Source organism: Chthonobacter albigriseus (assembly GCF_013839445.1).
GTDB lineage: Bacteria > Pseudomonadota > Alphaproteobacteria > Rhizobiales > Pleomorphomonadaceae > Chthonobacter > Chthonobacter albigriseus.
The window spans coordinates 74,743-98,974 of the sequence record NZ_JACDIT010000013.1; the positions used below are offsets into that span (position 1 = coordinate 74,743).

Consider the following 24,232-nt stretch of genomic DNA (forward strand, 5'->3'; position numbering starts at 1 on the left):
GTTCAGCCTGCCGGCGCGGACGTCGCGTGTCGGTGGCCATGAAGCTGATAGGGATCCGGATGGCCGGAACCGATCGGGCATCTGGCTGCTTTCGGTGGGCCGATCGAAATCGACCGGCCGACAGGACAGAACAAGACGAGTGCCCGGCGCCGAACGCGTCGGGCGCCTTGATTTTAGGGAAGGTTGAACGACCGATGGAAAAGATCCCGATGACCGCCGGCGGCTACGCAGCCCTGGAGCGCGAGCTGCAGCGGCGCAAGTCAGAGGAACGGCCCCGCATCATTGCGGCCATTTCCGAGGCCCGGGCGCACGGCGACCTGTCGGAGAACGCGGAGTACCACGCCGCCAAGGAATCCCAGAGCCACAATGAGGGCCGCATCTCCGAGCTGGAGGACATGCTCTCGCGGGCCGAGGTGATCGACGTCTCCAAGCTCTCCGGTAAGACCATCAAGTTCGGCGCCACTGTGAAGCTCGTCGATGAGGACACCGAGGAGGAGAAGACCTACCAGATCGTTGGCGAAGCCGAGGCCGACGTGAAGGAAGGCCGCGTCTCCATCACCTCCCCGATCGCCCGCGCCCTGATCGGCAAGACCGTCGGCGACAACGTCGAGGTGAGCGCGCCCGGCGGCGCGCGCGCCTATGAGGTTCTGGACGTCGCCTTCCGTTGAGCCCGCCGGGCGGGTGGTGAAACCCGCCCGCTCCCGCCGGTGGACCTTGTCGCGGTCATGGTCTAGACAGTCGCGCGTAGGCTGACGCGCGGCCGACGCACCGAAGGCACCATCTTGATCCTGAACGAGACCGGACGAAGACGCATTCTCGTGGTGGGCGACGCCATGCTCGACCGCTACTACGAGGGCGTGACCGACCGCATCTCCCCCGAGGCCCCGGTTCCTGTCGTCCGCGTCAGGAGCAGCTTCGACCGGCCGGGCGGCGCGGCGAACGTCGCCCTCAATCTGGCCTCGCTCGGCGTTCAGGTGACCTTCCTCGCTTTCGTCGGCGCCGACCCGGATGCCGACGCCCTGCGTCACCGGCTGGAAGAAGCCGGCGTCGCCTGCCGCTTCATCGCTTCACCGACCGCGCGCACCATCGTCAAGCTCCGTGTCCTCTCATTGCGCCAGCAGGTGATCCGCCTCGACTTCGAGGACGGTTTCCACCGAGAGGACCATGCCGCGCTCGCCACTCTCTTCCGGGATCAGCTGGCCGACCACGACCTCGCCGTCCTGTCCGACTATGGCAAGGGAACCCTCACCGGCGTCTCCGAGCTGATCGCCGCCGCCCGCGTCGCTGCCGTCCCCGTGCTGGTCGACCCCAAGGGCGCCGACTTCACCCGCTACGCCGGCGCGGCCGTGATCACACCGAACGCTTCGGAATTCGCAACCGTCGCCGGCAGGGCCGCAGACGAAACCGATTTCGCATCCCGCGCCTTCGCTTTGCGCGACACCCTCCGCGTCGACCATCTCCTGGTCACCCGCGGCGAGCGCGGCATGAGCCTGTTCGGACCGGACGGCGCCGCGCTCAGCATCCCCGCCGAAGCGCGCGAGGTCTACGACGTCACCGGCGCTGGCGACACCGTGATCGCCACGCTCGCGGTCGGCATGGCCTGCGGCTTGTCCATCGTCGACGCCATGCGCCTCGCCAACGTCGCCGCGGGCATCGTCGTCTCGCGTAAGGGAACGGCTGCCGTCACGCTGGACGAGCTCTCGGCGGTCGCGGTGCCCCACGCCGCCTTCGCGGATCCCGCGGCAACTCTTCGTCAGATCCAGGAGGCCAAACGGCGCGGCGAGCGGATCGTCATGACCAACGGCTGCTTCGACATCCTTCACGCCGGCCACGTCGACTACCTGAGCCGCGCCAAGTCCCTCGGCCACAAGCTGGTCGTCGCCGTCAACACCGACGCCTCGGTGCGCCGCCTCAAGGGCGCCGGCCGACCGGTGAACCCACTGGAACAGCGGATGACCGTCCTTCACGCGCTGAAAGCGGTGGACTGGGTCCTCCCCTTCGACGGCTCAGTCGCCGCGGACGGCACCCATGACGACACACCCCTCGACATCATCAGCACGGTCATGCCGCACGTGCTGGTAAAGGGCGGCGACTACACCTTCGAAACCATCGTCGGAGCACGCGAAGTCGCTGCCGCAGGCGGCGAGGTGCTGGCCCTGCCCTTCGTCGACGGCCTGTCGACCACGAACATGATCAAGCGCCTGACCGCCCCGGAGACAAGCGCATGACCATCCTCGTCACCGGCGGCGCCGGCATGATCGGCAGCAACCTCGTCCATGCCCTCAACGATGACGGGATCAGCGACATTCTCGTCGTCGACGACCTCACCGACGGCACCAAGTTCCGCAACCTGGCCGACGCCCGCATCGCCGACTACACCGACAAGGACGACTTCCTCGTCCGGATCGAGCGGGACGACGACCTCGGCATCGAGGCGATCTTCCACCAGGGCGCCTGTTCGGCGACCACCGAGTGGGACGGCAAGTTCATGATGCGCGTGAACTTCGACTACTCCAAGTCGCTGTTCGCCTACGCGCAGCGCCGTCGCATTCCCTACGTCTACGCGTCTTCCGCGGCCGTCTATGGCGGCGGCTCCGTCTTCCGCGAGGAAGCGGCGCTCGAACAGCCGCTCAACGTTTACGGCTGGTCCAAGAAGCTCTTCGACGACTGGGTTCGTGCCCGCTCCGGCGCACTCGCCGCGCCCGTGGTCGGGCTGCGCTACTTCAACGTCTACGGCCCCCGCGAAGACCACAAGGGCGCCATGGCCTCAGTCGCCTTCCACCTGTTCAACCAGGTCTCGCGCGGCGAGAACCCGAAGCTCTTCGGCGCCTGGGACGGCTACGGCCCCGGCCAGCAGAGCCGAGACTTCGTCCACGTCGCCGACGTCGCGGCGGTCAACCTCTGGTGCTGGCACGCCGGCGTCTCGGGCATCTTCAACTGCGGCACCGGTCGCAGCCAGCCGTTCCGCGCGATCGCCGAGTCCGTCATCGCCGGCCTCGGCAAGGGCGAGATTGAATACGTCGACTTCCCCGACCACTTGAAGGGCCGCTACCAGAGTTTCACTGAGGCCGACATCAGCCGCCTTCGGGCGGCCGGCTACAACGGCGCGTTCCGCGACGTGGAGACGGGAGTCGGGGACTACGTCGCATGGCTGAAGAACGCGCGATCCTCGTGATCGGACCGTCCTGGGTCGGGGACATGGTGATGGCCCAGTGCCTGTTTCGCGCACTCAAGGACCGCGATCCCGACGCGGCGATCGACGTCGTGGCGCCTGCCTGGGCAGCGCCGCTGCTTGCCCGCATGCCCGAAGTCCGAGCCAGCCTCCCCGCCCCGGTCGGACGCGGCCGCTTCGGCCTCGTCGACCGGTTCCGCGCCGGGCGGGCGCTCCGCGGCCGCTACACCGACGCCTACGTCATGCCCGGCAGCTGGAAGTCGGCGCTGATGCCGTTCTTCGCCGGCATCAGCCAACGCGTCGGCTATCTCAAGGAATTCCGCTACGGCCTCCTCAACGACATCGTGCCGCTGCCGCCAGAGCTGAAGCGCAAGACAGCCCAAACCTATTTCCGTCTCGCCCGCGGCGGTCGGTTCGTCCCTCCGCGGCTCACAGTGGACGCCGCCAACCAGCAGACCCTCCTCGCACGCCACGGGCTCTCCGAGGGCGGCTATGTCGCGATCATGCCGGGCGCCGAGTACGGCCCGGCCAAGCGCTGGCCTGCGGACAAGTACGCCGCGCTCGCCCGCGCCATGGCGGATCGCGGCCTGGACACCGTCATCTTCGGCTCGGCCAACGACAAGCCGGTCAGCGCCGAAATCCTCGCGCTCGCTCCCGCTGCGATCGACCTCTGCGGCCAGACACGCCTGGAGGATGCGGTCGACCTGATCGCCGGCGCCCGCTTTGCCGTCTCCAACGATAGTGGCCTCATGCACGTCGCGGCCGCGGTGGGCCGGCCAGTCGTCGCGGTCTACGGCTCGACGTCGCCGCAGAACACGCCGCCGCTCGGCGAGCACGTCGAGGTCGTCACCCTCGCTCTCGCCTGTTCGCCCTGCCACGAAAAGATCTGTCCGCTCGGCCATCTGAACTGCCTCGTCCAGCTGGACGTGCCCCGCGTGGTTGCGGCCGCCGACCGGCTGCTGGCCGCCGGACCCGGCCCATGAAGATCCTCGTCGTCAAGACATCGTCCATGGGCGACGTCATCCATACCCTTCCCGCCGTGACGGACGCCCTTGCCGCCCGTCCGGACCTGGAGATCCACTGGGCCGTCGAGCCGGCCTTCGCCGACCTCGTCCGCCTCCATCCTGGCATCGCGAAGGTCTGGTCCGCCCCCATCCGGCGCTGGCGGAAGATGCTCCTGCGCAGAGGCACCCTCGACGAAGTCGTAGCCTTGAGATCGGCTCTACGCGCCGAAGCCTACGACCTCGTCATCGACGCACAAGGCCTGATCAAGAGCGCGCTCCTCGCCCGCCTCACCGGACGGCCGGTCCACGGCCTTGACCGCGCCAGCGCCCGCGAACCGCTTGCTACACTGGCCTATGCGGTGCGGCACCGGGTGCCCAAGGACCTCCATGCCGTCGATCGCACGCGCCTCCTCTTCGGCGCGGCGCTCGGCTACGCACCCGACCTCGAACACCTGCGGACCGGCATCGAACGCGCCGCGAACCAGGCCGGAACGAAGCGCGCTTTCTTGCTCCACGGCACCACCTGGTCGTCCAAGCGCTGGCCGGTCGACCAGTGGATCACGCTCGCGCGGAGCCTCGTTGCCCGCGGCTGGACCCCCGAGGTGACCTTCTCGGACCCCGACGAGGAGGCTGCCGCCCGCGCCATCGCCGCGGCTGTACCGGAAGCGGTTCTTCACCCGCGCCGGCCGCTCGGCGAGGTCGCCGAGACGCTCGCCGGCTGCGGCATCGCCGTGGGCGTCGACACCGGCCTCACCCATCTCGCCGCCGGCCTCGGACTGCCGACGATCGCCCTCTTCGCGAGCACTGTTCCCGGCCTTACCGGCCCCCGCGGAACCCGGGCGACCGCGCTCGCAGCCACCACCCCCTGCGCACCCTGTCGCAAGCGCGACTGCCCGCTCGTCGCCCCTGGCGAGACACCGCCCTGCCATGCCACCATCGGCCCCGACAGGGTTCTCGCCGAGATCGACCGCCTCCCATGACCATGCCGCGCCCGCGTCTGACGGCCATCCTGATCACGCGCGACGAGGCGCGGGACCTCGCCGCCTGCCTGGATTCGGTCTCCTTCTGCGACGAGATCGTCGTGGTCGACAACGGGTCCACCGACGCGACGGTCGAGATAGCAAGGGACCACGGCGCCAGGGTCGTCGTCACCGCGGACTGGCCCGGCTTCGGTCCGCAGAAGCAGCGCGCGCTCGATCTGGCGACCGGCGACTGGATCCTGTCCATCGATGCCGACGAGCGGATCCCCGCCGACCTCCGCCGAGACATCCTCGCCGCGCTCGACGCGTCGGCCGCCGGCTTCCGCATCAACCGTCGCACCGACTTCCTCGGTCGAACCCTGTCGCACGGCGGCTGGTACCCCGACCGCGTCCTCCGCCTCGCCCGACGCGACAAGGCGCGGTTCACGCCCGATGTCGTCCACGAGCAGCTCCTCGTGGACGGCCCTGTCGGCGATCTGCCTTCGGACATGCTGCACCACTCCTACCGCTCGATCGCCGACCTCCTGGAGAAGCAGCGGCGCTACGCCCTCGCCTCGGCCGCCCGCCGGCGCGGCGAGGGAAGATCCGGCGGCCTCGCCATCGCGATTGCCAGATCCGCCTGGACCTTCTTACGCCTCTACGGACTGAAGGCCGGCTTTCTCGACGGCGCACACGGCTTCGTCGCCGCAGCCGCCAAGGCGCAGGAGACCTTCTGGCGCTACCTCGCCGTGGGCTGGGAGCGCTGATCCATGCGCCTCGCGATCGTCAGGCGTCGCTTCAACCCGTTCGGCGGCGCCGAGCGCTTCATTGTCTCCGCCGTCCGGCCGCTGATCGAGCACGGCGTCTCCGTTTCCGTGGTCACCGAAGGCTGGGACGGCGGAGCCGTCGAAGGCCTCCAGCAGGTGATCGTCAAGCCGGGCGGCTGGCTCCGCCACCAGAGGGCGCGCCACTTTCAGAAGGCGGTGGCGGAGGCCGTCTCCGGCCGTTTCGACCTGGTGCAGAGCCACGAACGCCTGCTCACCGCCGACCTGTTCCGTGCCGGCGACGGTGTTCACGCCGCCTGGGTCGACCGCCTGAAGCGCGAACGGTCCGGGCTCTCCGCCGCATTCCTCTCGGTCGATCCCCTGCACCGCCTGACGATCGACACCGAACGCCGCATGGCCCGCGACACGGACATGGTCTTCGTCGCCAACAGCGGCCTCGTCGCCCGCGAGCTCCGCGACTGGCTCCGCCTCCCCGACGAGCGGCTCCGGATCATCGAGAACGGCATCGATGGCGATCGCTTCCTGCCGGCGACCGCCGAGCAACGTCGATCGGCGCGCCTATCCCTTGGCCTGCCGCCCGATGATCCCGTCGTCGCCTTCGTCGGCTCCGGCTTCGAGCGCAAGGGCGCCTTCCATCTCGTGCGGGCGATGGCGTTACATCCCCTCCAGGGCTTTCACCTGCTCGTCGCCGGCGCCGACCGGCGGCTGGCCGATCTGCGCGCCGAGACCCGCCGGCTGCACATCGAGGCCCGCGTCCACCTCCTTGGCGGCGTCGCCGACGTCGCGCCGGTGCTGGCCGCGGCCGACCTCATCGCCCTGCCCTCGCTCTACGACCCCATGCCCAATGCGGTCCTCGAAGGCCTCTTCTGCGGTCTCCCCGCCGTTGTGACCGACGACACCGGGATCGCCGATCCCGTCCGCGACAGCGGTGCCGGGGCGATCGCCACCCGCGACCCGGACTCCATTGCCGCGGCCGTCGCCATGGCGTATGCCGAGCGCCGAGCCATGTCTGCGGCCGCTCTGCGACTGCGCGACCGGTTCAGCCTCGATCGCGCCACCGCGCAATGGGCACGCCTCTACGCAGAGCTTTCATGACCGAGCAACCCCTCCGGATCCTCCACACAGAAGCGTCCCTCGGCTGGGGCGGCCAGGAGATCCGCATCCTCACCGAGGCCCAGGTCTTCATCAAGCACGGCCACACCGTCCACTTGCTGGCAAACGAGGAAAGCGAGATCCTGAAGGCTGCTCCGCGCTACGGGGTCCCCGCGTCGCCGGCCCCGCTGCGCAGGAAATCGCTCGCGGGCATCCGCGCCCTGCGCAGCTTTCTGCGCACCTGGCGGCCCGATGTCGTCAACCCGCATTCGTCCGTCGACAGCTGGATCGTCGCGCTCGCCCGCGTCGGCCTGAGGCCCCGCCCGAGGGTGGTGCGCACCCGCCATATCTCCGCGCCGATCCCCCGCAACGTCGCCTCCCGATGGCTCTACAACTACGGTTGCGACTTCATCATGACCACCGGAGAGGCGATCGTCGACCAGATGACCGCCGACGGCTTCGTCGCCCGGGACCGCATCGCCTCCGTCCCGACCGGCATCGACACCGACCGGTTCAGGCCCGGCGACAAGAGGGAAGCCCGCCGCGCCGTCGGCCTGCCGCAGGACGCCTTCATCTTCGGCATCGTGGCGACCCTGCGCTCCTGGAAAGGTCACGCCGACCTGCTCGAGGCATTCGCCCAGCTGTCCGGCTCGGGCCTGCACCTCGCCATCGTCGGCGACGGCCCCCAGGAGGCGAACATCAGGTCCGCGATCGACCGCCTCGGCATCGCCGACCGGGTCACCCTGGCCGGCCGCCAGTCCGACGTGGTTCCCTGGCTGCAGGCCTTCGACACCTTCGTCCTGCCCAGCTACGCGAACGAAGGCATCCCCCAGGCCATCCTCCAAGCCATGGCCGTCGGCCTCCCCATCATCTCCTGCCCCATCGGCGGCATCCCGGAAGCCACCAGAGCCGTATCCGGGGTCGTCCTCATACCACCCCGCAACGTTGCGGCATTGGGAGATGCCATGCTCGAATCAAGCAGGCGACCCGCGGCCAATCTCCAGGACCGGGGTGATTTAGCGGACAAGATCTCTCTTCAGTCGATGTACGAAGCAGTATCGAAGAAATACCAAACCTAACGGGCGCCAAAACTAAGCCTTCTGGGCTACACCAAACATAAATACCAACAAAATTGCAATCATGAATTGTTGAGACAAAATACCTTTCGCTGTATATGTCGCGAAATGTTAGGTACGCTTCTATCTTATCCGAAAAGTGGCCGCACTTGGCTTCGGGCCATGCTCGACCGACTTGATCTTGACCTCGAGTACACCCATGCGGACACTGGCACTCGGTTTCGCGAGTGGGGCAAACACTTCACACGCCTCAACATCGGGTTGAGCGCCATACCTGCGCGGCAGATCATCTTCCTAACCCGCGACCCGCGGGACGTTGCCGTTTCCATGTTCTATCAGATGACACACCGCCAACGGCCGCCGCTGCGCAAGCGGATCGAGTTCGCGCTCACAGGAAGGACACCGCCCCGCAACATCTCAGGTTTCGTGAGACATCCGGGCTTCGGTTTCGAAAAGGTCGTCAGATTTAACGTCGGCTGGGCGGAACTACTACGTTCCCGGCGAGATGTCCTGTTCGTGACCTACGAGGCGTTGCACGCCGACACTAAAAGCGAGTTGACCCGGGTCGTCGATTTCCTCGGTCAGTCCCGGACGGCTGATCAGATCGTCGGTGCAGTGACACATTGCAGCTTCGAGCGGATGCGGAAGCAGGAGCAGATTAACGCCTTGACTGGCCAAGGGCCCCGTTGGCTTCAACCCGGACACGTCGATGATCCCCTGAGCTACAAGACACGTCGCGGCAAAACCGGCGAATTCGTCGACGAAGTTGCCCCGGACGATCTGGCATATTTCGACAGGGTTCTTGAACGCTACGACTACCGACGTCGGATGACGGCGATCCTTGGACGTTCGCCATTGGCCGAGAAAAGATCTTCGGCCGCAACGGGGGCGAACGTGAACATCGACGGGTGAGAGTGCGGATCGCGCATCCATTGACTCTCGAGGACGGAGCATGGAAACAAGCACGACGAAGCTTGAAGTGAGTTGAGTCGAGCCGATCGGCTCCGATCAATGCGGGTCCACGTATGCCAATCGAATCGACCACCTCACTCTTTATCAATGGCGACCTGAAGCTCAATCCAATACAACGCGCGCGCTATTACTGGCATCACTATCGACGCAACATACGAGAGAACGGCCCCCCGCTTGCACGCGAGATCTACTGGCCGCCTACCTCGCAGGATTGTGAGCCAACTCTCGACAAGCTAACTTTCAACCGGACGCCGACGCGATTACTCTGCAATATTTTCTGGTCTCTGGTGGATTGGAAGCTTCTTGCTCAAGAGATGGGTCCACTTAGGATCCACGACATGGGGTGCGGGTCCGGAAGATACGGGCTGCTGATTCGTGAGGCGGCAACAGTGCCCGTATCATATCATGGCTTCGATATTGCAGCCTATGACTCCTGGGATGGCTATTCTGACGAAAACACAAAGATGTCCACCTTCGATGGACAAGACTTCGCATCGACTTTCTTCGAAAAGCCGAACCTATTTATTACGCAATCGGCGTTAGAACATATTCCAGGCGATCTGACATATTTCAAAGCGGCAGCGGAATATTGCTCTGGCCTGGACAAGGCCCTCCAGATCCATATGGTTCCACCCAGCAAGGGTCTTTGGCAATGGGGACCGCATGGCTGGCGCCAGTACAATCGTACCATGCTTCGCAAATTCGAGGCGGCGTTGCCGCCTGGCATGACGATGACTGTCTTCTGTCTCGGCGGGGGAGAACTGGTCAAGCTCCACCGCAAGTGGGCGCATCGGCGGTTCCTGGTCAAGAAGATCAAAAAGGACCCCGTCTATCAGCAGAAGTACAAGTCCGAATGGATCGACGCGATCGACCGATCGGCACCGGTCGGCGTCGATGAGGCCGCTTTCCTGGCGATCGTGGTCGAAAAAGGCTTCTCTCCTCCCATGTGGCAGCGCCTCCTCAAATCGAGGCGGTAGATGAAATGCATGTGGTCCTTGTTGCTCCGAATCTGAGGGTCGGAGGCGCGGAACGGTCGATGCTGAGGTACGCCGCGTGCCTTCAAAGGGCCGGGCACAGCGTTTCGCTGGTCCTTCTGGAGAACCGGATCGAGCTTCCTGTACCCGCAGATATCGCGGTTCATTCCTTGGCGACTCGAGGACCGCGCGGGACGACCGGAAAGATCGTGGCTGGCATTCGGCTGGCCCGCAAGCTTAAGGCGCTGTCTTCTGTCGAACCGATCGACCTTACAATATCTACGCTTCCGTTGGCGGACGAGGTTGCGCTCCGCGCCAGCGCGCCCAACCTCTGGCTACGTGTCGCCAATACTTTGAGCGCGGAAATAGCTTCTATTGGGTCGTCTAAGCACAAGCGGGAGCGCCGGCTGAAACGCTACATCAGAATGTACGGTGAGAACCGGTGCATCGCAGTATCTGAAAGTGTCAGAAGAGACCTGATCGATTTCTTTGGACTGGCACCAAACAAAGCTGTCACGATTTATAATCCCATTCCGATCGAAGAAATACAGGCCTTGTCCAAGATGATGGACAGCCGGATTCCTGAGCAACCGTTTGTTCTTCACGCCGCGCGCTTCGCCCCACAAAAGAGAATCGACGTTCTGCTCGATGCGATGAGGCGTGTCGATCCGGAAGTCCGGGTCGTCCTCCTTACTGACAATCCCGCCGCGGTTACGCGAATTGTTCTTGAGTACGCGCAACAGGACCGATCGCTGGTCCTCCCTCTACAGGACAATCCCTTCGTCTGGTTCCGCAGGGCCAAAGCGGTAGTCCTTTCATCCGACCGGGAAGGGATGCCGAATGTGTTGGCGGAAGCGCTCGCGGTCGGCACTCCCGTCGTCAGTACCGACTGTCCCTCAGGGCCACGCGAACTCCTGACGGGCGATCTCGCACGGTGGCTCTCCCCCTGCGGCGATGCCGCTGCTCTGGCGCGGAACGTGACTGCGGTGCTCGCCTCGCCTCCAGTAATCCCCACCGGTGTCCTCGACCGCTTCTCCGAGAAGTCGTTTATTGCTTCGATGATCACTCTTGCCATGCAACGCGACGCCCGATGACTCGCCCGCTGTCGATTGTGTTTGTAGTGCCGCGCTTCCACACGAACCTGTTTTTCGCGACGAAGGCACTCAAGGAAGCAGGCCACAACGTCACGCTGATCTGCCGCGACCAGGCTGGCACGGAGGACCACTCGATCCTCGAGCCCTTGATCGTCGGAGCGGCGCCGTCTGTGCGGGCTGTCTGGAGATTGTTGGCCGAATGCGATCCAGACCTGCTCTTCATCCGCGCAGTTCCGAACATCTCCTTCTGGGCTTCGCTTTTCGCCCGACTGCATCGTATTCCCGCATTTGCCTACGACCAGCGGCCTGTATCCAGCAGCCGCTCCACGCGGAAGATCGCGATGGACTGGCTACGCGGTCGACCGATCCGGAGAGTCACGCCCGTAAAGGGATTGGAAAGCCGCGGCCAATCGGACCGGTTTGCCACTTACATCCCATTCCCGGTCGAGATGTATCCACTGTTGGAGCCGGTTCGCCCTGCAGACGGTACGATCCGGATCCTCTGCGTCGGAAAGTTGACCCAAGCCCGCAAGAACCAACTCCTCCTCCTGGAAGTACTGACCGGACTGGCAAACCTGCCGTTCACGGTATCGCTGGTAGGGTCGACGAGCGTAGATGTCGGCGGAGGCTCTGCAGAGCACTTGGAGCAGCTTGAGCGCTTGGCTGCGAGCGGCCCACTTTCCGGGCGTGTTACAATTCTGCGCGACGTGCCGTTCGAACAGATGGGCGGCCTCTACGCCAGCCACCATCTATGCATCCTGCCCTCGTTTCGCGAACCGCTCGGGACCTCTCCGCTAGAGGCCATGGCGTATGGCTGCGTCCCTGTCATCTCGCGCGGTTGCGGCAGCGCTGGGTATATCCGTGATGGAGTTGACGGGTTCCTCATGGACGTAGGAAACCGCGATCGGGTAAGCCAAGTCCTTTATGGGATTTTGGCAAACCCGGACCGGATCACGGAAATCGCGACGGAGGCAAGGCGCGCCGCGGAATCAGAATACGCGCCGGCCCGATACGTCGAGAAGGTCGAGGCGCTGCTTAACGCCAGTCGAGATTGACGTTTGTCAGTCGCGCTGCCGCGAGTTTCTCCCGGACCCTCGCTGCCGCCGATTTGAGTTCCGGGATCTTATGGTCGTGGGTCTCTACGAAGATATGTTCGATGCGCCCAATCAGGCCACGGTCGATCAGGGCTTCCAAGAGTTCGAACTCGGCTCCCTCGATGTCTACCTTCATTAGTTTGACCGGACGATCCAGCTTCTCGACGAAGTCGGCGAAATCGATCTGGTCTATCTCGACGAAGTTTGACTGGTCGATGTTGGATTTGAACGGCAGAACTGAAGACGATTGGGTCAAAACGATTGGATCATCGTCCGACTTCATGGCCCGGTAGAGCATCACCTTCTTGTTCCCCACCCCGACCGCTTGCTCTTTGACTTCAACATTGGGGAGCGAGCCAACTCGCTCGTTCAGGAGTTTCAAAGCTGTCGGGTCCGGTTCGAACGCGAAAACCTTTGCTCCCCGGCCGGCCATCAAAGCAGTGTACTCACCGACGTTGGCGCCACAATCGATCGCGATGTCCGACCCGGTCAATGTCCGCGCGACGGATTCCAGCGCCCATTCAGCGTGTTTGGCGGGAGACGCCTTGTACTTCTTGGACGAGTGCCACCGCACCCAGCGCCACCAAAAAGGCTTCTTCAAAACGGTAACCTCGCTATGGTGAGACTCGTGGCATTCGTCCTCATGCCAGTGGCACGACAGCTTCGTTCTTGACCTGCCTGAGCGTCAGCGACGTTCGGACGCTGTCGACATTGGGTGCGGCCGTTAGATCCTCGATTACGAAGGCTTGGAATGTCTTGAGATCGGCCGCGACGCATTTCAGTAGAAAATCGACGTCGCCCGAAAGCATCCAGCATTCCCGAACGATGGGCCAGGACTTGACGCGCTGCTCGAATGCCAGAAGATCGCTCTCCGATTGGTTGGACAGCCCCACCATGGCGAACATGGTCACATCGTAACCGAGTAGCTTCTCGTCGAGCAACGCACGGTATCCGATAATCAGGCCGGCCTCTTCCAACGCTCTCACACGCCGCAGACATGGGGGCGCGGAGATACCGACGCGACGCGCTAGTTCCACGTTGGTCATGCGTCCGTCCGCCTGGAGCTCTTTGAGGATTCGCCGGTCGATGGAATCCAGTTGCGGCTTCACAGCTCGTTGCTCCCTCGTGTCTGTGCGCGTGTTGTACTCGCGCAGCCTCCCCGTTAAAAGGCGGGGATGCGGATTGTGCTCAGTTTCTGATGGGCACACCGTCGGGCCTAGCTGCCTCCGACGGCTATGATCTATTCGAGATACGCGAAAGTCTGACTTACATGACCGTGGAACAAACTGTCCAGGTTCAAGCCGGGCGGACCGGTGATGCGCCACCGAAACGTGCACTTTTTATTAAGTTCAAACATCTGGGCGACAGCGTCATCGCGACCGCGGCGATCGACGCGATGCCGCAGGGTTGGGAAATCGACGTCGTTTGCTTTTCCGCTAGCCAACAGATCTTTGAGATGCATCCCCGAGTGGCTCGGGTAGAAACAACTTCGAAAGGCAAACGCGGGGTCGCCCGCTTTCTGTCCGACTTGAGCCTGGTCTCCCGCCTGAAGGCACGGCGCTACGATTTTGTCGCCCAGTTCTCCGACGACTGGCGGGGAGCGATCCTCTCGCGGCTGATCTCCGCCGATATGAGCGTCGCACGCCGTAATTCCCGGCGCGGTCGATTGTGGCACTCGTCCTTCAAAAAAATAGCCAGGGTTCCCTCGCGCAACCCTCGTCACATGGCGGAACTCGATGTCGACCTCGTACGTATTGCCGGCCTTTATAGCGGCAGTTTCGCCCCGCCCCTGCGCATCGTCCCGGACGCGGACGCAGTCCTGGCAGCAGCGCGGGCGAGTGCCCAGGCGAACTTGATCGCCGACGACCGCCCGTTGGTCTTGATCCAGCCTGCGACCCGCTGGAGCTTCAAGGGCTTGCCGATAGCGACTTGGACAGAGGCGATCGACGAGATCACGGCGGCGGGCCAGCAGGTCGCCTTGCTCGGCGGCCCGGATGACAGGGATCTTCTCGACCGGATTGCCGCCGACGCCGGGTCTCGCATCCCGATCTTGATCGCCGACATCAAAACAACGGCGGCTTTGATGCTGAGAAGCTCGGTTGTTGTCAGTGTCGATTCCCTTGCGATGCATCTCGCAGCTGCGGTCGGTCGACCGACAGTGGCCGTCTTCGGCCCAACCGACGAGGGCTACTGGAAACCGTGGGGGGTACCCCATCGGCTTGTCGTCAATAACGAGTACTCGTGTCGGCCTTGCAACCTCGATGGATGTGCCGGTTCTAAAGTCAGCCACTGTCTGATTGCCCTTCCACCGAGCCGCATTCCGGCCGCCGTCTTCTCCCTTCTGATGTCGCTCGCGGCCGATGATTGCGGTGCGCGCGCGGAACGAAACAGGTCGGGATAGCGCAGGCTGTCTCGCAGCTGTCCCTTGAAAGCGTAAACCGGCCAAACTACTCTTTGAGCGGCAGCATTTGGGTCGACGAGGCCGGTCGATCTCGGCCTCATCGGATATGTCGAGCGCCGATTGCTCACAACGGTACAGGAAGGCGCAACCAAGCCCATGGCGCATCATCATTCCAAGACCCTGATCGTCGGATCCGGGCCGGCCGGCTACACGGCTGCGATCTATGCGGCGCGGGCCATGCTCGAACCGATCCTGGTGTCGGGCATCCAGCAGGGCGGCCAGCTCACCATCACCACCGACGTGGAGAACTACCCGGGCTTTGCCGACGTCATCCAGGGCCCCTGGCTGATGGAGCAGATGCGCCTGCAGGCCGAGCACATGGGCACCCGGATGATCGGCGATACGATCGTCAGTGCGGACTTCTCCCGCCGGCCCTTCCAGATGGTCGGCGACAGCGGCGACACCTATTCCGCCGACAGCGTCATCATCGCCACCGGCGCGCAGGCGCGCTGGCTGGGGCTGCCGTCGGAGGCGAAGTTCCAGGGCTTCGGCGTTTCCGCCTGCGCCACCTGCGACGGCTTCTTCTACCGCGGCAAGCATGTCCTGGTGATCGGCGGCGGCAACACCGCCGTGGAGGAGGCGCTCTACCTCACCCACCACGCCGCCAAGGTTACGGTCGTTCATCGCCGCGATCATTTCCGTGCGGAGCGCATCCTGCAGCAGCGCTTGTTCGACCACCCCAAGATCGAGGTGGTCTGGAACACGGTGCTCGACGAGGTGCTCGGCACCGAGGGCTTCCCGCCGTCCGTGACGGGCGCGCGGCTGAAGAACATCGTCACCGGGGAAACCGTCGACGTCGGGGTCGACGGCATCTTCGTCGCGATCGGCCACGCTCCCGCCGTGTCCGTGTTCAAGGATCAGGTCAGGATCAAGCCGTCCGGCTACATCTGGACGGAGCCGGGCTCCACCGCGACCTCCGTCGAGGGCATCTTCGCCGCCGGCGACGTGACGGACGAGACGTTCCGTCAGGCGGTCACCGCGGCCGGCATGGGCTGCATGGCGGCCCTGGAGGCGGAGCGCTACCTGTCCGCGTCCGCCTTCCGCCAGGCGGCGGAATAGAGGGCAGAGGGCATAGGACGACGCGCCGTAAACGGATGGCGACCGGAGGGGAAGAGGCAAGGGACCCGCCTCTCCGGACGCAGCAGGCGGGCCCGCGGCGTTTGACCCTGGACCGCCGGAGGGGGGCCGGAGATGGACTGGGACAAGCTGAGGATTTTTCACGCCGCTGCAAGGGCCGGCAGCTTCACGCATGCGGGCGACCAGCTGTCCATGAGCCAGTCGGCCGTCAGCCGACAGGTCAGCGCGCTGGAATCGGACCTGGGCGTGCCTCTCTTCCACCGGCATGCGCGTGGCCTGATCCTGACCGAGCAGGGCGAGCTGCTCTATCGCACCGCCCACGATGTGCTGATGAAGCTGGAGGACGTCCAAAGCAGGCTCACCGACAGCCGCGAGCGGCCGTCCGGGTCGCTCCGCGTCACCACCACCGTGGGCCTCGGCTCCACCTGGCTCACCTCTCGCCTGCACGAGTTCATCGACCTCTACCCCGAAGTCCAGCTGCAGCTGATCCTCGACGACGTGGAGCTCGACCTCGCCATGCGGCAGGCCGACGTCGCCATCCGCCTGCGCCAGCCCACCCAGCCCGACCTGATCCAGCGCAAGCTCTTCACCGTGCACTTCCATCTCTACGCCTCGCCGGTCTACGTGAAGCGCTTCGGCAGCCCGCGCACCATCGAGGACCTGGAGAGCCACCGCATCGTCACCTTCGGGGCCGCGGCCCCTGCCTACCTGCGCGACATGAACTGGCTGGAGAGCGCGGGACGTCCCTATGACAATCCTCGCATACCCGTGCTTCGCGTGAACAACATCGTCGCGATCAAGCGGGCGGTTCAGCGCGGGATCGGGATCGCCCTCTTGCCGGACTATCTGATCGAGACCGACAGCGGCCTCGTCCAGTTGATCCCCGAGGTCGATCTGCCCTCCTTCGACACCTATTTCGTCTATCCGGATGAACTCCGGAACTCGGCGAGGGTGCACGCCTTCCGCGACTTCCTGGTCTCCAAAGCCCAGCGCTGGGCCTTCTGACCGTCGCCGCAAGCCCCATTCGGACACATCCGCGTGAACCGTTTCATGCGGCGCTGCACCATTGCTTCGGGGCCCTGCTGAGGCCTGGACGCGAGGCTTGACCGCAAGCCCAAGCAGAATCACGCATTTTTCCTGGTTTGCTGCGGCGGAAGGCAGGACCTTGCGGTACCTGCCTACAGCCCAAGCAATGGCTCCTCAAGACTGCATAGCTGGCATGCACAGTGCCCGCTTGTTTTGCATCTGCGAGACCCGCATATAGCAAACAGCTGATGACTTCGTTCCACCGCTACTCCTCCCGGCGGTGTTGAATATTCAGCTGTTCCCCTCTGGAAGGTGCGCAGCGTCCCTGCGGTGCGCAACCGAAACTTCAAGAAGCCGGGCCTAGTGCCCGGCTCTTTTTTTGCTCGGTCGGCGGCGATGAAGCGTGGCTTCACATGTAGAGCGCCTCGTCCTCCAGGCCCTTGTAGAGCCCGGCGACCTGCTCCGCGTAGCCGTTGAACAGCAGCGTCGGAACGCGATCGCGGGTGCCGAGCACCTGCTCGGTCGCCTGGCTCCACCGGGGGTGCGGCACTTCCGGGTTCACGTTCGCCCAGAAGCCGTATTCCTGCGCCTGCAACTGCTCCCAGAACGACTTCGGGCGCTCGTCGGTGAAGGTCACCTTGACGATCGACTTGATGGACTTGAAGCCGTACTTCCAGGGCGTCGCGAGCCGGATCGGCGCACCGAACTGGCTGCGCAGAGGCTTGCCGTAGGCGCCGGTGACCACGAAGGAAAGGTCGTTCGCCGCCTCCGCCATCGTCAGCCCTTCCACATAGGGCCATGGATAGAAGAACTGCTGCTGCCCCGGCGCCATGTCCGGGTCCATGAAGGTCTCGAACCGCACATAGGTCGCCGACGACAGCGGCCGGGCATAGTCCAGCAACGCCTTCAGCGGGAACCCGGTCCACGGCACCGTCATCGACCACGCCTCCACGCAGCGGTGCCGATAGAGCCGCTCTTCGATGGCCATGGCGCGGATCAGGGTGTCGAAGTCGACGGTTTTCTCCTCCTCCACCATGCCGTCGAAGGTCACCGTCCACGGCCGCGTTTTCAGCATGCTCTCGGCCGCCTTGTAGATCTCCTTGTGCCCGCCGAACTCGTAGAAGTTGTTGTACTGTGCGTTCACGTCTTCCGGGGTGAGCGCCCGATCCAGCTTGAACGCCTCGTTGCGCTTGGCCGGATAGAGATCCGCTGTCGGGTCGCCCTCTGCACGAGCCTGCACGGTTCCGCCGGAAACCAGCAGGCCAGCACCCAAGCCCATGCCGGCGAGGATCTGTCGCCGGTTCATGTAGACGTCCTCTGGCGTGGTGAGCCGTTCAGGCAGGGCCCAGCTTGGTCGCGAGCGGATCAGCATCGTGAAACCTCCTCTTGGCCGCATGGCGCGGCGGATCTAGCCAGAAGGGTAGGAAATGGCCGCCAGCCTTCAACACACGTTCCTGTCATTCGCACGATGTCGCGTGAATTCGCACGATTGACTGCACGAACATGCACGATTAGAACGCACTGATGCAGACCGATCCTTCTCCGTTTCCCAACTCTCTCTCCCCATACGAGCGCCAGGAACAGATTGTTACGCTGCTCGGCGAAAAAGGCCGCCTGGCGGTCGCCTCCCTTGCGGACCGGTTCCGCACTTCCGACGACAGCATCCGCCGCGATCTTCGCACATTGGCGGCCGCCGGGCGTATCCGCCGCGTGCACGGGGCCGTGCTGCCCGCCGCCGCCTTGCCGCAACCCTTCTCCGATCGCCTGGCGACCGATCTCGATGCCAAGCGGGCGATCGGCCGGGCAGCAGCCGCGCTGGTCCGGCCCGGCTCGGTGGTCTTCCTCGACGGCGGCACGACGGTTCTTGCCGCCGCCGAGGCCCTCCCGCCCGACCTCGCCGCCGAGGTCGTCACCACAAGCCCTCCAGTCGCGCTCGCCCTTGCCGACCATCCGCGGATCACCGTGATCCTGATCGGCGGCATCCTCGACAAGCCGAGCCGGACAGTGGTCGGCTCCGCGGCCCTCGACGCGGTACGCGCGATCCGGGCCGACCTCTGCCTCATCGGCCTCTGCAGTCTCGACGCGGAGGCCGGTTTGATGGCCACCGGGCACGAGGAGGCCCGCGTGAAGCGCGCCATGCTCGAGGCGAGCGACAAGGTCGTGGCTCTCGCCACCGCCGAGAAGCTCGACACCCTCTCGCCCCACGCCATCGCCCCCACCGGGGCCATCGACATCCTCGTCACGGACGACCGTGTTTCCGCCGATCGCCTGGCCCCGTACCGGGCCGCCGCCCTGCATGTCGTCGTCGCCCCCACCTGAAATCGCGTCCGCAAGGTCCTTCCCATGTCCGTCTCGATCCACCGCGCCCGCTGGGCGATCGCCGCCGTCTTCTTCGTCAATGGAGGCCTGCTCGGGAGCTGGGCTCCGCAGGTCCCGCTGGTGAAGGAGCGCCTCGGCCTTTCGCCCGCCGATCTCGGCCTCGCCCTCCTCGTCCTGGCGATCGGCGCGGTGACCGCGATGCCCTTTTCCGGCATCCTGTCCGGGCGCTTCGGCAGCTCGGTCGTGACCCGCACCGCGATCCTTTTGCAGATGGTGCTGCTGCCCTTCGTCGCCGTCGTGCCTTCCTTCGCCATCCTCTGCCCGCTCCTTTTCGCTTTCGGCGCCGCCAACGGCGTCTGCGACGTCGCGATGAACGCCCACGGTGTGGAGGTCGAGCGCCGCTACGCCCGGCCGATCCTCTCCTCGCTGCACGGTATGTGGTCGGTCGGCGGCTTCGTCGCCGCCTCCGCCGCCGCCGGATTGCTGGCCCTGGTCACGCCTCTCTCGCATCTCCTCATCGTCATCGCGGCGGCTGCCGTCATCCTCCTCGTCGCGCTGACGAACCTCCTCCCCGCCGACGCCGACAAGGGCCCCGCGGAAGGCTCCTTCGTCTGGCCCAACCGCGTGGTCCTTGCGATCGGCGGCCTCACCGCCCTCGTCTTCCTGGCCGAAGGCGCCATGCTCGACTGGGCCGCCGTCTACCTGCGCGACGACCTGCTTTCCTCGCCGAGCTTCGCCGCCACAGGCTACGCGGCCTTTGCCGGCGGCATGGCGATCGGCCGCTTCGCCGGCGATGCCATCCGCCGCCGCGTCAGCGCCGTCCGGCTCGTCCGCTGGAGCGCCCTGGCGGCGGCGCTCTTCCTCGCCCTCGGCGTCGCCTCCGGGTCGCCGCTGGTGGTGGTGGCCGCCTTCGGCGCGACCGGGCTCGCCCTCGCCAACATGGCGCCCGTGCTGTTCGGCGCCGCCGGCCGTCTCCCGGGCCAGAGCTCCGCCGCGGGCGTTGCAGCCGCCGCCACCTGCGGCTACTTCGGCTTCCTCGCCGGCCCGCCCGTGATCGGCTTCGTGGCCGAAGCCTTCTCCCTCGGCGCCGGTTTCGTGCTCCTCTCGCTCGGCTGCCTCGTGGTCGCCGTCGCCGCCGTGGCCGCCCGCCCCGCGGATCTTGCGCCCGATCCCGACGGAACCGTCGGATAGACCCAACGGATGGGGGTTTTCCGCCGAATTCCGCTTGCAGACCGCAGTGCACCGCAATACGGTCCCGCCCGCTAGCGCCTGCCCATAGAAGAGGCGTCCGGAGCCCGACCCCCGATGAGTTTCCTTGCCCAATCGTTGTCCCGCGTGAAGCCGTCGGCGACCATCGCCGTCACCAACAAGGCCCGCGAATTGAAGGCCGCCGGCCGCGACGTGATCGGCCTCGGCGCCGGCGAGCCCGACTTCGACACGCCCGACAACATCAAGGAAGCCGCGATCCGCGCCATCCGCGAAGGCAAGACCAAGTACACCGCCGTCGATGGCATTCCGGAACTGAAGGCCGCCATCATCGACAAGTTCAATCGCGAGAACGGCCTCACCTACACGCAGAACCAGATCACCGTCGGCACCGGCGGCAAGCAGGTGCTCTACAACGCCCTGATGGCCACCATGAACCCGGGCGACGAGGTGCTGATCCCGACGCCCTACTGGGTCAGCTACCCCGACATGGTGCTCCTGGCCGGCGGCGAGCCCCGCTTCGTGGAAGCCTCCCTGGAAACCGGCTTCAAGGTGACCGCCGAAGCGCTCGACGCGGCCATCACGCCGAAGACCAAGTGGTTCATCTTCAACTCGCCGTCCAACCCCTCCGGCGCGGCCTACACCCGCGCCGAAGTCCGCGCGATCGCCGACGTCCTCCTGAAGCACCCCCACGTCTGGGTGATGACGGACGACATGTACGAGCACCTCGTCTACGACGACTTCGTCTTCACCACCCCGGCCCAGGTGGAGCCCGCTCTCTACGAGCGCACACTGACGGCCAACGGCGTCTCCAAGGCCTACTGCATGACCGGCTGGCGCATCGGCTACGCCGGCGGTCCTGCGCACCTGATCAAGGCCATGGCCATGATCCAGAGCCAGTCCACGTCCAACCCGAACACCATCGCCCAGTGGGCGGCGGTCGAGGCGCTGAACGGCCCGCAGGACTTCATCGCCCGCAACAACGTGGTCTTCAAGGAGCGCCGCGATCTGGTCGTCTCCATGCTGAACCAGGCCCGCGGCCTCACCTGCCCGACGCCGGAAGGCGCCTTCTACGTCTACCCCTCCTGCTCCGGCACGATCGGCCGCACGGCGCCCTCCGGCAAGGTGATCGGCACCGACGAGGACTTCGTCACCGAGCTGCTCGAGGCGGAAGGCGTGGCGGTCGTCCAGGGCTCCGCCTTCGGCCTCGGCCCGAATTTCCGCATCTCCTACGCCACGGCCACCTCCGACCTGGAGGAAGCCTGCGTCCGCATCCAGCGCTTCTGCGGCTCGCTGACCTGAGGCCGTCGCCTCCACTTTGGACCTAATCGCAAGGCCGAGCGTCTCCCGGGACCTCGGCCTTTTCCGCGTCGCCACCGGTCCCTCCGTCCGCCGATGCGCCTCGGCCGGTCCCGGCATTTCCCTGCCCTCAGCCCACCGCACCGGCACGGCCCCCTGGTCCGCCCCTCTGCCGCTTGATACCCGCTCCTGACATCGGCTGGTCCACTCCGTCGAGCGCACCGCCGCTCTTTCCCTTCGCCACCCCAACCGCTGCCGTCGCCCATCGTCTGCCCGTGCCGAGAATGCATCTCGTCCGGAGCGGGGGAACATCTTTTCTGCGACAGCACCCGCCGCAAGCGTTGGCTTCGGCGGAGCCGATCCTGCCCGTCCGCTGGCGGACAGTCCGTTAAGGCTTGATTCACCGCGGTGAATCCGCCTCCAAATCGCCTGAAACTATCCGGACCGCCACCATGATCTCGGCCTTCGCAAGCCGGAATCGGCAGGCCAAATCACCCCCGTCGAACCGAACGAATCGACCTGCGAACGAGGGGATGATCATGACCACACCGGGTGTCTTCAGCGACCACGAGAACCGCGCCGTCGCAACCAGCGTCCCGGATGTGATGGCGGTCGACGACGTGGCCGTCGGCGCCGGCGCTTCGATCGTGATCGCGGTCGCCGCGACCCTCGCCCTGACGATCAGCGTGATCGTCGCCGCCCTGTCGTCCGCCTCCACCGCCAAGGCCGGCGAGATCGCCCCGATCGCCGTGATGGCGGACGCCCCCGCCGCGCCGTCGGCGCCCCGCTCGGCGACCTTCCTGGCCGCAGAGCCGGCGACGGCGACGGCCGAGGATCGCAGCCTCGCCCCCGCCGTCAGCATCGGCTTCGTCGCCGCCATGCTTGCCGCCGGCATCGGAGCGGGCCGGGCGCTGGCACGCGCCGCCGCCGGATCGCCCACCCGGATCCGCCGACCGGCACCAGCCCAACCGCGCCGCGCCCGCTGATCCCGTCAGACCCCGGAAACGCCTGCCTCATTGCGGGGACTTGCGCCCGGACGGCGATCGCTCTATCTCCCGGCGACCCGCCGTCCGGCCGCGGACATCGACCCGCCCACCGTCGGCGGCGCCGGTGCCGACCCGGCCGCCTCTCCCCTCCAACGGCCGGACGCCCATGCCGCGGCTGTCGATTCCTCCGGCGCTGAGAGTCCCGATGCTGCTCGCCGCCGTTCTCGCCGCGCTCGCCCTCGTCGCCGTCGGCGGCGTGCTGGCGATCGGCCGCGAAACGGTGTGGGAGCGGGCCTTCGGGCCGCCGGATCTCGGCCCCTACGACTTCGGCAAGCTCACCCGCACCGGCAAGCTCAACGACGCTCTGGCCTGCCCGCTCGGCGCCTGCCTCGGCGCCGACCCGACCCTCTCCGTGCCGGTCTTCGCGGTGGAGCCGGCCGTGCTCTTCGCCGCGATCCGCACCGCCGTGACCGCCGACCCCGCCAACCGCCTCGTCGAGGACGACCCGGCCAGGGGCCGGCTGCGGGCCGTGATGCGCACCGCCGTGTTCCGGTTTCCCGACACCCTCTCGGTGGAGGTCGTGTCGCCGTCGCCCGGCACGGCCACCTTCGCCGCCTACTCGCGCAGCCAGATCGGCCACGCCGACCTCGGCGCCAACGCGGCGCGGCTGAGAAGCCTCGTCGAAGCCCTCCGCCGCGCGCTGCCCGACGCAGGCTGATCGCCCGGAGGACGGACCTGGCCGGCCGCCGCCGCCGGAGCCGCGGCGGCCTGGCCGTCAGTCGATCACCTTCAGATCCACGGCCTTCGGACCCTTGCCGCGCTTGTCCGGCTCGGTGGCGTAGGAGACGCGCTTGCCGTTCTCCAGGCCCGCCAATCCCGATCGCTGCACCGCGCTCACGTGGACGAAAACATCGTTTCCGCCGAGATCCGGTACGATGAACCCGTACCCCTTCGCTTCGTTGAAGAACTTGACCACACCGGTCTGACGCACCACGTCCTGCATCGATAAGCCACCCCATCCACGCGCGAGCCCCCACCCGCGCTTTATTGATATCCGGGCATCGCACTCCACGGCGCCCTTCACCGCTCTCATTGAAAGCGGAAATTGCACGACGGCCGCACCCCCATCCGGCCGTGTTCCCGACTTGTTGGAACACCGCCAATAATGGCTATTTTTAACAACGTTGAAAAGTCCTCTTCAGCCTTTCGACGAAGAATTTCCCAGTGCAGCTTCAAGTCGAAACAGACGATATTTCGTATTTGCATGATTTCGCCGACCGCCGTTGATGCATCTTTCTGACTGTCTTTTATCGTGTGAAATGACAGTGGCGCCTGACGGCGCGATCGCGGCACGACTTGGATCGATGGGAGGTTTGGCGCCTCCGCGGGCGCGTCCGGACGCACCGCCGCTTCACGTATCCGGTTCCCAGTGTGAAGTTCGGCGAAGTCCGGCATCCGGATCGCGCCGTCCCGGCCACCGATCCCGCAAGCGGTATCGCCTGGACCTGCTCGGGACGGTTGAAGCTTTCGGAACGCCCCGCACCCGCTGCCGACCGTTGTCCGGTCGCACCTCTTCGTTTCCGCGCGGAGTGCCGCCGGAGCATGGGATGCAAGGCTGCCCCGATGCGCGGGGCGT

At 65.7% G+C, this 24,232-nt stretch carries 25 protein-coding genes; 20 read left to right on the top strand and 5 right to left on the bottom strand.

The window, feature by feature from the left end:
- The first annotated feature begins 194 nt into the window (after positions 1–194).
- The 12 genes from greA (at position 195) to HZ321_RS21270 (ending at position 12,183) form a co-directional block, all read left to right on the top strand.
- Entirely contained in the window at positions 195–668 is a 474-nt protein-coding gene (greA, locus tag HZ321_RS21215; RefSeq protein WP_181704414.1) for a transcription elongation factor GreA, read from the top strand.
- Positions 669–782: 114 nt separating this feature from the next.
- Complete coding sequence (gene hldE / locus HZ321_RS21220; RefSeq protein ID WP_206682821.1) at positions 783–2,228, top strand: bifunctional D-glycero-beta-D-manno-heptose-7-phosphate kinase/D-glycero-beta-D-manno-heptose 1-phosphate adenylyltransferase HldE; 1,446 nt, start codon at positions 783–785, stop codon at positions 2,226–2,228.
- Positions 2,225–3,175: an ADP-glyceromanno-heptose 6-epimerase gene (gene rfaD, locus HZ321_RS21225; protein ID WP_181704415.1), complete on the top strand. Its 951-nt coding sequence runs from the start codon at positions 2,225–2,227 to the stop codon at positions 3,173–3,175. The genes hldE and rfaD overlap by 4 nt, the downstream gene beginning before the upstream one ends.
- On the top strand, positions 3,148–4,155 hold the full coding sequence (gene waaF / locus HZ321_RS21230; RefSeq protein ID WP_181704416.1) for a lipopolysaccharide heptosyltransferase II: 1,008 nt from the start codon (positions 3,148–3,150) through the stop codon (positions 4,153–4,155). The genes rfaD and waaF overlap by 28 nt, the downstream gene beginning before the upstream one ends.
- Entirely contained in the window at positions 4,152–5,156 is a 1,005-nt protein-coding gene (waaC, locus tag HZ321_RS21235) for a lipopolysaccharide heptosyltransferase I (RefSeq protein ID WP_181704417.1), read from the top strand. Before waaF ends, waaC begins: the two co-directional genes overlap by 4 nt.
- The gene (locus HZ321_RS21240; protein WP_206682822.1) at positions 5,153–5,902 is read left to right on the top strand and encodes a glycosyltransferase family 2 protein; all 750 of its coding nucleotides are present in this window, start codon (positions 5,153–5,155) and stop codon (positions 5,900–5,902) included. The genes waaC and HZ321_RS21240 overlap by 4 nt, the downstream gene beginning before the upstream one ends.
- A gap of 3 nt (positions 5,903–5,905) precedes the next feature.
- Positions 5,906–7,015: a glycosyltransferase family 4 protein gene (locus tag HZ321_RS21245; protein ID WP_181704418.1), complete on the top strand. Its 1,110-nt coding sequence runs from the start codon at positions 5,906–5,908 to the stop codon at positions 7,013–7,015.
- Positions 7,012–8,091 (top strand): glycosyltransferase family 4 protein, encoded by a 1,080-nt coding sequence (locus HZ321_RS21250; RefSeq protein WP_181704419.1) that lies wholly within the window; start codon positions 7,012–7,014, stop codon positions 8,089–8,091. Before HZ321_RS21245 ends, HZ321_RS21250 begins: the two co-directional genes overlap by 4 nt.
- Positions 8,092–8,250: 159 nt before the next feature.
- Positions 8,251–9,000 (top strand): sulfotransferase domain-containing protein, encoded by a 750-nt coding sequence (locus HZ321_RS21255; protein ID WP_181704420.1) that lies wholly within the window; start codon positions 8,251–8,253, stop codon positions 8,998–9,000.
- Between the two features lie 113 nt (positions 9,001–9,113).
- Entirely contained in the window at positions 9,114–10,037 is a 924-nt protein-coding gene (locus HZ321_RS21260) for a hypothetical protein (protein WP_181704421.1), read from the top strand.
- A 5-nt stretch (positions 10,038–10,042) separates the two neighbouring features.
- The gene (locus HZ321_RS21265; RefSeq protein WP_280514519.1) at positions 10,043–11,128 is read left to right on the top strand and encodes a glycosyltransferase; all 1,086 of its coding nucleotides are present in this window, start codon (positions 10,043–10,045) and stop codon (positions 11,126–11,128) included.
- A complete protein-coding gene (locus HZ321_RS21270) occupies positions 11,125–12,183 on the top strand; it encodes a glycosyltransferase family 4 protein (protein ID WP_181704423.1) in 1,059 nt (352 codons plus the stop codon). The genes HZ321_RS21265 and HZ321_RS21270 overlap by 4 nt, the downstream gene beginning before the upstream one ends.
- Here the strand turns inward: HZ321_RS21270 and HZ321_RS21275 are convergent.
- Both HZ321_RS21275 and HZ321_RS21280 read right to left on the bottom strand, forming a co-directional pair.
- Entirely contained in the window at positions 12,164–12,823 is a 660-nt protein-coding gene (locus tag HZ321_RS21275) for an FkbM family methyltransferase (protein WP_181704424.1), read from the bottom strand. The two genes, HZ321_RS21270 and HZ321_RS21275, sit on opposite strands and share 20 nt — an antisense overlap.
- A gap of 40 nt (positions 12,824–12,863) precedes the next feature.
- Positions 12,864–13,331, bottom strand: coding sequence for a winged helix-turn-helix transcriptional regulator (locus tag HZ321_RS21280; protein ID WP_181704425.1), 468 nt, complete (start codon positions 13,329–13,331; stop codon positions 12,864–12,866).
- 89 nt (positions 13,332–13,420) lie between these two features.
- On the opposite strand from HZ321_RS21280, the gene HZ321_RS21285 reads away from it, so the two are divergent.
- From HZ321_RS21285 to HZ321_RS21295, 3 genes are all read left to right on the top strand, one after another.
- Positions 13,421–14,623: a glycosyltransferase family 9 protein gene (locus tag HZ321_RS21285; RefSeq protein ID WP_181704426.1), complete on the top strand. Its 1,203-nt coding sequence runs from the start codon at positions 13,421–13,423 to the stop codon at positions 14,621–14,623.
- 156 nt (positions 14,624–14,779) lie between these two features.
- Positions 14,780–15,742: a thioredoxin-disulfide reductase gene (gene trxB / locus HZ321_RS21290; RefSeq protein WP_181704427.1), complete on the top strand. Its 963-nt coding sequence runs from the start codon at positions 14,780–14,782 to the stop codon at positions 15,740–15,742.
- A 132-nt stretch (positions 15,743–15,874) separates the two neighbouring features.
- Positions 15,875–16,765, top strand: a complete 891-nt coding sequence (locus HZ321_RS21295; protein ID WP_181704428.1) for a LysR family transcriptional regulator — start codon at positions 15,875–15,877, stop codon at positions 16,763–16,765.
- A 430-nt stretch (positions 16,766–17,195) separates the two neighbouring features.
- Here the strand turns inward: HZ321_RS21295 and msrP are convergent, their stop codons facing one another.
- Positions 17,196–18,158: a protein-methionine-sulfoxide reductase catalytic subunit MsrP gene (gene msrP / locus HZ321_RS21300; RefSeq protein ID WP_181704429.1), complete on the bottom strand. Its 963-nt coding sequence runs from the start codon at positions 18,156–18,158 to the stop codon at positions 17,196–17,198.
- Between the two features lie 152 nt (positions 18,159–18,310).
- Here msrP and HZ321_RS21305 point away from each other — a divergent pair, with 152 nt between their 5' ends.
- The 5 genes from HZ321_RS21305 (at position 18,311) to HZ321_RS21325 (ending at position 23,314) form a co-directional block, all read left to right on the top strand.
- On the top strand, positions 18,311–19,105 hold the full coding sequence (locus HZ321_RS21305) for a DeoR/GlpR family DNA-binding transcription regulator (RefSeq protein ID WP_181704430.1): 795 nt from the start codon (positions 18,311–18,313) through the stop codon (positions 19,103–19,105).
- A gap of 24 nt (positions 19,106–19,129) precedes the next feature.
- Positions 19,130–20,296 carry an MFS transporter gene (locus HZ321_RS21310; protein WP_181704431.1) on the top strand — a complete coding sequence of 389 codons (1,167 nt, stop codon included), beginning with the start codon at positions 19,130–19,132 and terminating at the stop codon, positions 20,294–20,296.
- A 114-nt stretch (positions 20,297–20,410) separates the two neighbouring features.
- Positions 20,411–21,613 carry a pyridoxal phosphate-dependent aminotransferase gene (locus HZ321_RS21315; RefSeq protein WP_181704432.1) on the top strand — a complete coding sequence of 401 codons (1,203 nt, stop codon included), beginning with the start codon at positions 20,411–20,413 and terminating at the stop codon, positions 21,611–21,613.
- A gap of 536 nt (positions 21,614–22,149) precedes the next feature.
- Positions 22,150–22,596, top strand: coding sequence for a hypothetical protein (locus HZ321_RS21320; RefSeq protein WP_181704433.1), 447 nt, complete (start codon positions 22,150–22,152; stop codon positions 22,594–22,596).
- A gap of 205 nt (positions 22,597–22,801) precedes the next feature.
- Positions 22,802–23,314 (top strand): DUF1499 domain-containing protein, encoded by a 513-nt coding sequence (locus tag HZ321_RS21325; RefSeq protein WP_181704434.1) that lies wholly within the window; start codon positions 22,802–22,804, stop codon positions 23,312–23,314.
- A gap of 57 nt (positions 23,315–23,371) precedes the next feature.
- Here HZ321_RS21325 and HZ321_RS21330 read toward each other — a convergent pair whose 3' ends face one another.
- Together HZ321_RS21330 and HZ321_RS21335 are read right to left on the bottom strand one after the other, a co-directional pair.
- Positions 23,372–23,599: a cold-shock protein gene (locus HZ321_RS21330; protein WP_181704435.1), complete on the bottom strand. Its 228-nt coding sequence runs from the start codon at positions 23,597–23,599 to the stop codon at positions 23,372–23,374.
- Positions 23,600–23,685: 86 nt separating this feature from the next.
- Positions 23,686–24,051: a hypothetical protein gene (locus HZ321_RS21335; RefSeq protein WP_181704436.1), complete on the bottom strand. Its 366-nt coding sequence runs from the start codon at positions 24,049–24,051 to the stop codon at positions 23,686–23,688.
- Between the last annotated feature and the right edge of the window lie 181 nt (positions 24,052–24,232).